The following is an 11,791-nucleotide window of genomic DNA, read 5'->3' as shown; positions in this document are numbered from 1 at the left end:
ATGCGTCCGATCGAACTCGATTTCCAGCGCAGATCCATCGCCAGTCCGCTCGGCTGGGCGCTGCTGGCCGCCGGCCTGCTATTGGCCGGAGTGCTGTGGACGCTGCAGCAGCGGATCGATGCGGACCGGGCGCGCGATGCCGAGGCGCTGGCCCGGCTGCAGCCGGGGCAGGGCGGCGAGGTCCGCCAGGCGCCGCTGTCGAAGGCCGACAGCCTCGCCCAGCAGGCCAGCCTGGCGGAGATGCGCCGCGTTTCGGCGGCGCTGAACCTGCCCTGGAACGGGCTGTTCGCCACCCTGGAGTCCTTGCCGCTCAAGGATGTCGCCCTGCTCGGCCTGACCCCGGATGCGCGCAAGCGGCTGCTGCGGATCAGCGCCGAGGCGCGCAACCTGGAGGCGATGCTGGAGTTTCACCAGCGCCTCGAGGACAGCGATGGGCTGAGCGACGTGTCCCTGCTCGACCACGAGGTACTCGTCCAGGTGGCCGAGCGGCCGATCCGCTTCAACCTGCTGGCGACCTGGGAGGTGCCGGATGGCCGTCCATAGGCTGATTCTCCGCGAGCGGCTGCGGCGGCTGGGCTGGCCGGGCGCTGGCGGCGCCGCGCTGCTGGTGCTGGTCGCCGGCCATGGGCTGTTCGGCCTGTGGCCGGCTTGGCAGGAGCGCGAGATGCTGGCCGGGCAGATCGTGACGGCCCGCGAGCGCCAGGGGCGCATCGAGCGGGGCGTCGAGCTGCCGCCCCAGGGGCCAGGCCAGCAGTTGGCCGACTTCCACCGCCAACTGCCGGCGCAGCCGGCGGCAAGCGGGACCATCGACCGCATCTACGCGGCGGCCCGGGCGCAGAACCTGTCGCTGGCGCGCGGCGAGTACTCGCTTGGCATCGACCCGAAGACCCGCCTGGCGCGCTACCGCATCCTCCTGCCGGTGCGCGCCGGCTATCCGCAGCTGCGCCGCTTCCTGCACAGCCTGCTGAGCGAGGTGCCGGCGCTGGTGCTGGAAGATGTCGAGTTCAAGCGCAAGGCCATCCATGAAACCGAACTCGAGGGGCGCATCCGCATGACCCTCTATCTGTCGAGGTGGTGATGGACAGGCGACGGCTGCTGGGCTGGCTGGCCTTCCTCGGTGTTGCGGGACTGCTGGCGCTGCTGCCCGAATTCTTCCCGCAGGAGGAGGCCGAGTCTCTGGCGGTGGTGCCGCGCGGCCGGCCGGTGCCGGCGGCGGAGGGCTTGGCCGTCGCCGCGCCGGAGGCCCGGGCGTTGCGGGGCGGAGCGGCGAGCGGGGCGGTGCCGCAGGCGGATCTGTTCGCCGCGCGCAGCTGGCGTGCGCCGCCTCGCCGTGCTTCCGATGCCGCACCGCCGGTGGCGGCCGCCGCCTTGCCTCCGCCGCCAGCGGCCGCGCCGCCGCTGCCCTTCGAGTTCATCGGCAGGCTGGACGACAGCGTCCGCCTCAGGGTCTTTCTGCTGCGCGGCGACCGCCTGCACACGGTGCAGGCCGGCGACGTGATCGACGGCACCTACCGGGTGGAGAAGATCGCCGCCGACGAGCTGACCTTCGTCTATCTGCCGCTGAAACAGACCCAGTCGCTGTCCGTGGGGGACCATCCATGATCATCGCAACGCGCAAGGCTGCAAGCGCCCTCTGGTTGCCCGTGCTGCTGGGGAGCGTGCTGCTGTCCGGCTGCGCCGGGCAGCCGGGCAAGGAGGGTATCGCCCTGATCGACCAGGGCAAGTACGAGGAAGGCCTGGCGCAACTGGCCGAGGCGGCGCATGAGAATTCGCAGGATCCCGGCGCGCAGATCGCCCTGACCACCCAGCGGGCAGTGGTGGTCACCCGGCTGCTGGCCCAGGCCGAGCAGGCGCGCGCCGCGGGTAACAACGAGGCGGCGCAGGCCGCCTTCCAGCGGGTGCTGGGCATCGAGCCGGGCAACGCCCGGGCCCGCGAGGGCATGCGCCAGATCGTCCAGCTGCGCAATGTCGCCGAGCAGTACCGCCAGGCCGAGCTGGCCCTGGCCCGCGGCGACCTGGCCGGGGCCGAACGGCTGGTGCGCTCGATCCTCACCCTGGAGCCGCGGCACGAGGGCGCGCTGGCCCTGCAGGAGGGCATCGAGGGAACCCGCGCGCAGACCGCCGTCGCCTATCCGCAGCTGCGCTCCAGGCTGCAGAAACCGGTGAGCCTGGAGTTCCGCGAGGCCAACCTGAAGCTGGTGTTCGAGGTGCTGGCGCAGACCGCAGGGATGAACTTCATCTTCGACCAGGACGTGCGCCCGGACCTCAAGGCGACCATCTACGTCCGCCAGGTGGCCATCGAGGATGCGGTGGACCTGCTGCTGCAGCAGAGCCAGCTGAAGCAGAAGATGGTCAACGACAACACCATCGTCATCTACCCGAACACCCCGCAGAAGCTCAAGGACTACCAGGAGCTGGTGCTGAGGACCTTCTACCTGACCAACACCGACGCCAACACCGCACTGAACATGGTCAAGACCCTGCTCAAGACCCGCGACGTGTTCGTCGACGAGCGCCTCAACACCCTGACCATGCGCGACACGCCGGATGCGGTGCATCTGGCCGAGCGGCTGTTCCAGGCCCAGGACCAGGCCAACCCTGAGGTGGTGCTGGAACTGGAGGTGATGGAAGTCTCGCGCAAGCGCATCCTCGACCTCGGCCTGCAGTGGCCGAACACCTTCGGCATCCTCACCGAGGACGGCGGCAGCGCGGTGAGCATCCTCGGCCAGCTGCGCGGGATCAATTCCGACCGCATCAACTTCTCGCCCTCGCCGACCCTGAAGATCAACGCCAACGACAGCGACATCAACACCTTGGCCAGCCCGGTGCTGCGGGTGAGCAACCGCGAGCAGGCGCGCATCCACATCGGCGAGCGGGTGCCGGTAGTCAGCGCCACCTCGACGCCCTCGACCCAGGGGCCGGTGATCACCGAGAGCATCACCTACCTGGACGTGGGCCTGAAGCTGGAGGTCGAGCCGACCATCCACCTGAACGACGAGGTGGCCATCAAGGTGGGGCTGGAGGTGAGCAACGCGACCCAGCAGCCGGCCACCGCGGCCGGGACCATTCCGGTCCAGGTGGACACCCGCAACGCGGTCACCACCCTGCGCCTGCGCAACGGCGAAACCCAGGTGCTGGCCGGGCTGATGCGCAACGACCACGGCAAGTCGGGCGACCGCATTCCCGGTCTCGGCGACATCCCCGGCCTCGGCCGGCTGTTCGGCAGCAACAAGGACACTCTGAGCAAGTCCGAGCTGGTGCTGTCGATCACCCCGCACATCGTGCGCAACCTGCCGTACCAGAGCCCCTACGACATGGAGTTCGAGTCCGGCACCGAGAGCGGCCTGCGCCTGCGGCCGGCCGCGCTGCCCCGCGAGGGCGAGGCCAGCCGGCACCGGCCGGGCGCCGAGCCGCTGGCCGCCGCCGGGCTGGATCAGCCATGAGGAGCAGGGCGCGCGGCTTCTCGCTGCTCGAGCTGGTGATCGCCCTGGCGATCCTCGGGCTGCTGGTCGGCATGGCCGCGCCGCTGACCGAGACGGTGATTCGCCGCGGCAAGGAGCAGGAGCTGAAAACCGCGTTGTACCGCATCCGCGACGCCATCGACGCCTACAAGCAGGCGGCCGACGCCGGCTTCATCGAGAAGTCCGCCCTCGGCAGCGGCTATCCGCCCACGCTGGAGGTGCTGGTGGAGGGCGTCCGCGATCTGCGCAACCCGTCGGGGAGCAAGCTCTATTTCCTCCGGCGGATTCCCCGCGACCCCTTCGCCGAGCCGGGCACAAGCGCGCTGGAGAGCTGGGGGCTGCGCAGCTACGACAGTTCCGCGGAGAACCCGCAGGAGGGCGAGGACGTCTTCGACGTCCATTCGCTGTCCGAAAGCCGCGGGCTCAACGGCATTCCGTACGGGGAGTGGTAGTTATGCGACGACAGGCCGGATTCACCCTGATTGAGCTGCTGGTGGTCATGGCGATCATCGCCAGCCTGCTGACCATCGCCGTGCCGCGCTATTTCTCCAGCCTTGAGTATTCCCGGGAGACCACCCTCAAGCAGAGCCTGGCGGTGATGCGCGATGCCCTGGACCAGTACTATGGCGACACCGGCAGCTATCCGGAGAGCCTCGAGGCGCTGGTGGAGCAGCGCTACCTGCGCAACCTGCCGGTGGATCCGATCAGTGAGCGCAGCGACCAGTGGGTGGTATTGCCACCGCCCGAAGGGGTTCCCGGCAGCGTCGCCGACGTCAGGAGCGGCGCGGACGGGCGGGCCAAGGACGGCAGCCTGTATGCCGAGTGGTGATCCGATGCGCGGCCAGCGGGGCTTCACCTACCTGGGCGTGCTGTTTCTCGTCGCGCTGATGGGCGGCGCGCTGGCCGCGGCCGGCCAGCTGTGGTCGACCGCCAGCCAGCGCGCCCGGGAGCGCGACCTGCTGTGGATCGGCAACCAGTACGCCATGGCGCTGCGCAGCTACTACCGTCACTCGCCGGGCATCGCCCAGTATCCGCAGAGCCTCGAGGAGCTGCTGGAGGACCGCCGGCAGATCAAGCGCCAGCGCCACCTGCGCCGGCTCTACGCCGACCCGGTCACCGGCAGCCGCGAGTGGGGGCTGGTCCGCTCGACCGACGGGCGCATCGCCGGAGTCTACAGCCTGTCCGAACGGCGCCCGCTGAAGAGCGCGAACTTTCCGCCGGGCTGGGAGGATTTCGAGGGGATGACCCGCTATGCCGACTGGCAATTCGTCGCCGAACCGTCGTTCCGGCAGGAATAGGGCGCCGCAAAGCAGGACGCCCCGGCAAAGCGGGGCGTCTGCATCTGCGTCATGGGCGGGGCGGGATTCAGCCCTGCCAGCGCTTGAGCACCAGGGTGGCGTTGGTGCCGCCGAAGCCGAAGCTGTTGCTCATCACGGTGTTCAGGGTGACGTTCTCGCGGGTCTTCTGGACGATCGGCAGGTCGGCCACTTCCGGGTCCAGCTCCTCGATGTTGGCCGAGCCGGCGATGAAGTTGCCTTCCATCATCAGCAGGCTGTAGATCGCTTCCTGCACACCGGCGGCGCCCAGCGAGTGGCCGGACAGGCTCTTGGTCGAGCTGATCGCCGGGGCCTTGTCGCCGAACACGGTACGCACCGCCTTGGCCTCGGCCAGGTCGCCGACCGGGGTCGAGGTGCCGTGGGTGTTCAGGTAGTCGATCGGGGTGTCGACCGTGGCCAGCGCCAGCTGCATGCAGCGCACCGCGCCTTCGCCGCTCGGCGCGACCATGTCGTAGCCGTCGGAGGTGGCGCCGTAGCCGACGATCTCGGCGTAGATCTTCGCGCCGCGCTTGAGCGCGTGCTCCAGTTCCTCGACCACCACCATGCCGCCGCCGCCGGCGATGACGAAGCCGTCACGCTTGGCGTCGTAGGCGCGCGAGGCCTTTTCCGGGGTGGCGTTGTACTGGGTGGACAGCGCGCCCATGGCGTCGAACAGGAAGCTCTGGCTCCAGTGCTCCTCTTCGCCGCCGCCGGCGAAGACCATGTCCTGCTTGCCCATCAGGATCTGCTCCATGGCGCTGCCGATGCAGTGGGCGCTGGTGGCGCAGGCCGAGGAGATCGAGTAGTTCACGCCCTTGATCTTGAAGGGGGTGGCCAGGCAGGCGGAAACGGTGCTGCCCATGGTGCGTGGCACGCGGTACGGGCCGACGCGCTTGACGCCCTTCTCGCGCAGGATATCCATGGCCTCCATCTGGTTGAAGGTGGAGGCGCCGCCGGAGCCGGCGATCAGGCCGACGCGCGGGCTGGAGATCTCTTCCGCGGTCAGGCCGGCATCCTTGATCGCCTGTTCCATGGACAGGTAGGCGAAGGCGGCGGCGTCACCCATGAAGCGGTAGACCTTGCGGTCGATCAGCGCTTCCAGATCCAGGTCGACGGAGCCGGACACCTGGCTGCGCAGGCCCATTTCGGCGTAGGCGGGGTTGTAGCGAATCCCTGGCCGGCCGGCACGCAGGTTGGCGGATACGGTGTCCTTGTCATTGCCCAGGCAGGATACGATGCCGAGGCCAGTGATCACGACGCGACGCATGTGGATGTCCTTCAGAAGCTGTCGGTAGAGGTGAACAGGCCGACGCGCAGGCCTTCGGCACTGTAGATCTCGCGGCCATCGACGCTGACGGTGCCGTCGGCGATGCCGAGGATCAGCGAACGGCTGATGGTGCGCTTGATGTGGATGTTGTAGGTGAGTTTCTTCGCCGTCGGCAGCACCTGGCCGAAGAATTTGACTTCACCCGAGCCCAGGGCCCGGCCACGGCCCGGATTGCCCTGCCAGCCCAGGTAGAAGCCGACCAGCTGCCACATGGCGTCGAGGCCGAGGCAGCCCGGCATGACCGGATCCCCTTCGAAGTGGCAGGCGAAGAACCACAGGTCGGGGTTGATGTCCAGTTCGGCGACCATTTCGCCCTTGCCGTACTTGCCGCCGGTCTCGCTGATATGCGTGATGCGATCGACCATCAACATATTGGGGGCGGGCAGTTGCGCATTACCCGGACCGAACAGCTCGCCGCGAGCGCAGCGCAGCAGGTCTTCCTGGGTATAGGCGTTTTGTTTGGTCATGCAAGTTCCTCAATAGTCCGTTCGTGAAGGCGGACGAAACGTCTGGTGGCCGCAGGCAACGGGGCTATGATTCGGCAGCCTAGTCATAGACTGTTGCCTGATGTTGAAAGTCACAGTGCCGAGCGCGGTCATCCTTGCCCTGGCGTCGCGGCCGGCAGCACAAGGCATGGGGGGCGGAATGACGAGAGTCGGCCGTAATTGTCTAGTTTATCACTTGTTGACCGGAGGAAGGGCCATCGAGCGGCCTGGGGAAGCTTGCCTGCGTTTCAAAATGCTTACGCCAGTGGCTGCGCCCGCACAAGGGACAACCGATGACTGGTCGTCGCGGCCCCGCCCCGTATAATGCCGTCCCATTGCCGTACTGGAGGAACGAGATGACTGCAAGACAACCTATCGCGGTGCTCGGCGGCGGCAGCTTCGGCACGGCGCTGGCCAACCTGCTGGCGGAGAACGGCCACGCCGTGCGGCTGTGGATGCGCGATCCGGCGCAGGCCGAGGCGATCCGCACGCAGCGGGAGAATCCGCGCTACCTGAAGGGGGTCAAGGTGCTTCCCGGCGTCGAGCCGGTCACCGACCTCGCCGCGACGATTGCGGACAGCGAGCTGATCTTCGTCGTGCTGCCCTCCAGCGCCCTGCGCCAGGTGCTGCAGCCGGTGTCCGGGCTGCTGGCCGGGAAGATGCTGGTCAGCACCACCAAGGGGATCGAGGCGCAGAGCTTCAAGCTGATGAGCCAGATCATCGAGGAGATCGCGCCGCAGGCGCGCATCGGCGTGCTCTCCGGGCCGAACCTGGCGCGGGAGATCGCCGAGCATGCGCTGACCGCCACGGTCATCGCCAGCGAGGACGAGGCGCTGTGCCGGGCGGTGCAGGCCGTGCTGCACGGGCGTACCTTCCGCGTCTACGCCAGCGGCGACCGCTTCGGCGCCGAGCTGGGCGGGGCGCTGAAGAACGTCTACGCGATCATGGCCGGCATGGCCGCCTCGCTGGGCATGGGCGAGAACACCAAGAGCATGCTGGTCACCCGCGCCCTCGCCGAGATGACCCGCTTCGCCGTGCGGCTCGGCGCCAACCCGATGACCTTCCTCGGCCTGGCCGGGGTCGGCGACCTGATCGTCACCTGCACCTCGCCGAAGAGCCGCAACTACCAGGTGGGCTACGCGCTCGGCCAGGGCCTCAGCCTGGAGGAGGCGGTGGCGCGCCTCGGCGAGGTGGCCGAAGGGGTCAACACCCTGCGGGTGCTCAAGGCCAAGGCCGAGGAGCTCGGCGTCTACATGCCGCTGGTCGCCGGCCTGCATGCCATTCTCTTCGAGGGACGCACCCTGGCGCAGGTCATCGAGGCGCTGATGACCGGCGAGCCGAAGACCGACGTGGACTTCATTTCCACCAGCGGCTTCTGATTCCGATCCCCAGCCGGCAAGGAGATCCCCATGAAACTCTGGCTGCTGCGACATGGCGAGGCCGAGCCGCACGCCCGCACCGATGCCGAGCGCGAGCTGACCCGGCACGGCCGCAAGGAGGTCCGCCAGGCGGCTGCGCACCTGGCCCACCGGCCGCTGCGGACGATTCTCTGCAGTCCCTATGTGCGCGCCCGGCAGACCGCCGAGCTGCTGGAGGTGCTGCTCGACAGCGCACCGCAGCTGGCGGTGGCGGACTGGCTGACTCCTGACGACGATCCACGCCAGGCCCTCGACCGCCTGGCCGAGCGCAGCGAGGAGGAGCTGCTGCTGGTCAGCCACCAGCCCTTCATCGGCGCCCTGGCCGGCCTGCTGATCCACGGTCACCTGCAGGATCCGCTGCCGATGCAGACCGCCAGCCTGGCCGAGCTGGATGGCGAACTGCCGCTGGCCGGCGCGATGTATCTGCGTGCCCTCAACCACCCGGGGCACCGGCACTGAGGGGCGTGCACAGGTCTACCCCATTCACGCCAGCGGCCACTTTTCGCTGCTTTACTGTCCACGACGGTGCCGACAGGTTTCGTGCAGTCCAGGGGAGTGGGCCGGCGCTGACCCGAAGCTGACACATGGGGCCGCTAGGCTGGCGGCTCTCGTAATAAGCACCGACGTTCATAATCGCCAATCGTGCTTGGGTGCCCATGGCGATGGGCTATAAAGGTCTCAGCAGAAAAACAAAAACCGGATGAGCCAGTCGGGGTCGCAGAGGCATCCTTCTTCGCATGGAGGCGACCAATCTTGGGCGCGGAGATCCCGAAGCGTTTCAACCTGATCAGATGGTTCTCCCTGGTCAGTTTTGCCGTCATCACGACGGTCGTCATCTCGCTGACCATCCTTTCCACCCGTTTCCTGCTGATCGAGAACGTCCGGCGCGATGGTCTGCTGACAGCCCAGGCGGTTCACGCGATCGCCGCCATGGAGCGCTACCATGCCGCGCCGGGGATGGCCATGCCGATGGAGGCGGGGCTTGTCGGGCCGGGGCAGGAGGGCAGCGCTTCCGGGGGGCTGCCGCAGGCGTTCGGGCGGCGCGAGTTCCTCGAGCATGTCGTCAATCTTCCCGATGTACAGTTGGCCAGCCTGTACGGCCCCGACCGGGTCATCTTCTGGTCGAGCGATCCGCAACTGATCGGCAAAAAAGGCGCCAGCCCGGGCCTCGAGGAAGCCTTCGATTGCGGCGATACGGTCACCGCCAGCCATTTCCAGGCGAGCGGCGCGAACATCATCAGCCCGCCCGCAAGCCTCCAGGTCGAGCACTACATCCCGCTGCGGGACGAGACGGGCCGGGTGGAGTCCCTGCTGGAGCTGCACAAGGAGCCGGTCGACCTGCTCGCCCAGCTGCAGCGCAGCTACCTGGTGTTCTGGCTGGCTGCGGTGCTCGGCGGCGTGCTGATCTACCTCGGCCTGTTCTGGATGATCTGGCGGCTGTCGGGGCTGCTCGCCGCCCAGCAGCGGCAACTGGTCGCCAACGAGACGGTGGTGGCCCTGGGGGAAATGTCCTCGGCGGTGGCCCACAGCCTGCGCAACCCCCTCGCGGCGATCCGCTCCAGTGCCGAGCTGGCGCTGGATGCGGAGGCGCTGCCGGTGCGCAAGAACATCGAGGACATCATCAGCCAGGTCGATCGCCTGTCCAAGTGCATCAGCGAGCTGCTGATTTCCTCCCGCCCGCTCTGCGGCGAGCGCGAGGCGGTCGACCCGGTCGCCGCGGTGGACGAGGTGCTGCAGGCCTTCGAGCGGCAGATCCGCAGCGCCAACATCCAGGTCGACTGGCAGGCGCAGCCGGCGCCGGCGGTGCTCAGTCACCGGCTGCTGTTCGCCCAGGTGCTCAACAGCGTGATCTCCAATGCCATCGAGGCCATGCCGCGGGGCGGCTCGCTGCGCGTCCGCATCGCCGTCGACGCCCTCGAGCGGCGTCTGCGCCTGACCATCGGCGACAGCGGCAACGGCATGACCCAGGAGCAGATGGCGATGGCCTTCAAGGCCTTCTACACCACCAAGCGCGGCGGGCTTGGCGTCGGGCTGGTGCTGGTCAAGCGGATCATGGAGCGCTTCGGCGGCGCCATCCGGCTGGACAGCCGGGAAAAGGAGGGGACCGACGTGTGTCTGGTCTTCAGGATTGCAGAAGGGGGATAGCCACAATGGAGCACAGCATTCTGATCGTCGAGGACGACGCGACGCTGGCGAGCAACATTCAGACGTATCTCGAGCGCAAGCACTACGAGGTGCTGGTCTGCAGCTCGGCCGAGGAAGCGCTGGCGATGCTCGGGACCCATCGTCCCGACGTGCTGCTGACCGACCGCTCCCTGCCAGGGATGAGCGGGCTGGAGCTGATCGCCCGGGTGCGCGCCCTGGACCCGCAGATCAAGCCGATCGTGATGACCGGCTACGGCAACGTGGAGGACGCGGTGGCGGCGATGAAGGCCGGCTCCTACCACTACCTGACCAAGCCGGTGGTGCTGGCCGAACTCAAGCTGCTGATCGACAAGGCGCTCGAGGCCCAGCGCCTGGAGCATGCGCTGTCCTTCTACCAGGCGCGCGAGGCCCGCGACGCCGGGCTCGACGCGCTGATCGGCAGCTCGCCGGCGATGCTGGCGATGAAGGCGACGGTGCATCAGTTGCTGGAGGCGGAAAGCCGGATGACCGACGCCGACCTGCCGGTGGTGCTGATCCAGGGCGAGACCGGCACCGGCAAGGAACTGGTCGCCCGCGCCCTGCATTTCGACGGCAGCCGCCGCAACGGTCCCTTCGTCGAGGTCAACTGCGCCTCGATCCCGGCGCACCTCCTGGAGGCGGAGCTGTTCGGCCACGAGCGGGGCGCCTTCACCGACGCCAAAGAGCGGCGGGTCGGCCTGGTCGAGGCGGCGGACGGCGGCACGCTGTTCCTCGACGAGATCGGCGAGATCGAGCTGTCGCTGCAGGCCAAGCTGCTCAAGCTCCTGGAGGACCGCAGCATCCGCCGGCTGGGGGCGGTCAAGGAGCGGCGGGTCAACCTGCGCATCGTCGCCGCCACCAACTGCAACCTGGAGCGGATGGTGCAGCAGGGCAAGTTTCGCCGCGACCTGTTCTTCCGCCTGCGGATCATCGAGATCAGGGTGCCGCCGCTGCGCGCCCGCGGCGACGACGTGATCGCCCTGGCCGAGCACTACCTGGCCCTGCACGGCAAGCGCTACGGTAAGCCCGGCCTGGCCTTCAACGCACAGGCCAGGGAACTGTTGCAGCGCTACAGCTGGCCGGGCAACGTGCGCGAGCTGCGCAACATGCTGGAGCAGACGGCCCTGCTGGCGCCGGGCAACCTGGTCGGCCCGGCCCAGTTGGCCCTCTGCCCGGAACTGATGGAGGGTGGCGAGCCGCGCCCGCCTGCGGCCCGGGACTGCGAGCCGGTGCTGCCGGAGGAGGGACTCAATCTGCCCGAGGTGGAGCGCGACATGGTGCTGCGCACGCTGGACAAGACCGACTGGAACGTGACCAAGTCGGCGCGGCTGCTGGGCCTGACGCGCGACATGCTGCGCTACCGGATCGAGAAGCTGGGGCTGGCCCGGCCGGACCGCCGGCATTAGGGCCTGTTGACGTTTTGGCGTGAGCCGCGTTGCCGCGCCAAATGCCGCCAGGCAAGGCGCGGGGCGCCGGCAATGGTCATTCCCTTGCCAAGCCCCGCAACGCCGCATGGCGGCATTTGCCGCGCAACCCGAAGGGACGGGGCCCGTTTGGCGCAGCACGGCGTCGCTCGTCGTTCATTTGGAATGACCAAACTTCTCTCCTCGTTCCTTGTTCT

13 protein-coding genes are annotated in these 11,791 nt (G+C 68.4%); 11 read left to right on the top strand and 2 right to left on the bottom strand.

All coding sequences use genetic code 11. The features are described 5' to 3' along the window. Genes EV691_RS00065 through EV691_RS00035 form a run of 7 tightly spaced genes read left to right on the top strand, consistent with a single transcriptional unit; the run spans position 1 to position 4,759 of the window. Positions 1–543, top strand: a complete 543-nt coding sequence (locus EV691_RS00065; protein WP_131298128.1) for a pilus assembly protein — start codon at positions 1–3, stop codon at positions 541–543. Next, positions 530–1,078, top strand: coding sequence for a GspMb/PilO family protein (locus tag EV691_RS00060; RefSeq protein ID WP_131298130.1), 549 nt, complete (start codon positions 530–532; stop codon positions 1,076–1,078). Before EV691_RS00065 ends, EV691_RS00060 begins: the two co-directional genes overlap by 14 nt. Further along, a complete protein-coding gene (locus tag EV691_RS00055; RefSeq protein ID WP_131298131.1) occupies positions 1,078–1,602 on the top strand; it encodes a hypothetical protein in 525 nt (174 codons plus the stop codon). Before EV691_RS00060 ends, EV691_RS00055 begins: the two co-directional genes overlap by 1 nt. Beyond that, positions 1,599–3,443 (top strand): secretin and TonB N-terminal domain-containing protein, encoded by a 1,845-nt coding sequence (locus EV691_RS00050; protein ID WP_131298133.1) that lies wholly within the window; start codon positions 1,599–1,601, stop codon positions 3,441–3,443. The genes EV691_RS00055 and EV691_RS00050 overlap by 4 nt, the downstream gene beginning before the upstream one ends. Continuing rightward, positions 3,440–3,913 (top strand): type II secretion system protein, encoded by a 474-nt coding sequence (locus EV691_RS00045; RefSeq protein ID WP_131298135.1) that lies wholly within the window; start codon positions 3,440–3,442, stop codon positions 3,911–3,913. Before EV691_RS00050 ends, EV691_RS00045 begins: the two co-directional genes overlap by 4 nt. Positions 3,914–3,915: 2 nt before the next feature. Then, positions 3,916–4,290, top strand: a complete 375-nt coding sequence (locus tag EV691_RS00040; protein ID WP_039803804.1) for a type II secretion system protein — start codon at positions 3,916–3,918, stop codon at positions 4,288–4,290. Then, positions 4,277–4,759 (top strand): type II secretion system protein, encoded by a 483-nt coding sequence (locus tag EV691_RS00035; protein ID WP_131298137.1) that lies wholly within the window; start codon positions 4,277–4,279, stop codon positions 4,757–4,759. The genes EV691_RS00040 and EV691_RS00035 overlap by 14 nt, the downstream gene beginning before the upstream one ends. 67 nt (positions 4,760–4,826) lie before the next feature. Here EV691_RS00035 and fabB read toward each other — a convergent pair whose 3' ends face one another. Continuing rightward, a complete protein-coding gene (gene fabB / locus EV691_RS00030) occupies positions 4,827–6,044 on the bottom strand; it encodes a beta-ketoacyl-ACP synthase I (RefSeq protein WP_131298139.1) in 1,218 nt (405 codons plus the stop codon). An 11-nt stretch (positions 6,045–6,055) separates the two neighbouring features. Next, complete coding sequence (fabA, locus tag EV691_RS00025; protein WP_131298141.1) at positions 6,056–6,571, bottom strand: 3-hydroxyacyl-[acyl-carrier-protein] dehydratase FabA; 516 nt, start codon at positions 6,569–6,571, stop codon at positions 6,056–6,058. Positions 6,572–6,945: 374 nt separating this feature from the next. Between fabA and EV691_RS00020 the strand changes: the two genes are divergently transcribed. The 4 genes from EV691_RS00020 (at position 6,946) to EV691_RS00005 (ending at position 11,576) form a co-directional block, all read left to right on the top strand. After that, positions 6,946–7,968, top strand: coding sequence for an NAD(P)H-dependent glycerol-3-phosphate dehydrogenase (locus EV691_RS00020; RefSeq protein WP_131298143.1), 1,023 nt, complete (start codon positions 6,946–6,948; stop codon positions 7,966–7,968). A gap of 30 nt (positions 7,969–7,998) precedes the next feature. After that, on the top strand, positions 7,999–8,466 hold the full coding sequence (sixA, locus tag EV691_RS00015; protein WP_131298145.1) for a phosphohistidine phosphatase SixA: 468 nt from the start codon (positions 7,999–8,001) through the stop codon (positions 8,464–8,466). 294 nt (positions 8,467–8,760) lie between these two features. Further along, positions 8,761–10,152, top strand: a complete 1,392-nt coding sequence (locus EV691_RS00010) for a sensor histidine kinase (protein WP_131298147.1) — start codon at positions 8,761–8,763, stop codon at positions 10,150–10,152. A 5-nt stretch (positions 10,153–10,157) separates the two neighbouring features. Continuing rightward, positions 10,158–11,576 carry a sigma-54-dependent transcriptional regulator gene (locus EV691_RS00005; RefSeq protein ID WP_131298149.1) on the top strand — a complete coding sequence of 473 codons (1,419 nt, stop codon included), beginning with the start codon at positions 10,158–10,160 and terminating at the stop codon, positions 11,574–11,576. Positions 11,577–11,791 lie beyond the last annotated feature (215 nt).

This window comes from Azotobacter chroococcum (genome assembly GCF_004339665.1).
GTDB classification, from domain to species: domain Bacteria; phylum Pseudomonadota; class Gammaproteobacteria; order Pseudomonadales; family Pseudomonadaceae; genus Azotobacter; species Azotobacter chroococcum.
The sequence above is the reverse complement of the archived record's forward strand: the minus strand, read 5'-3'. Positions and strand labels throughout refer to the sequence as shown.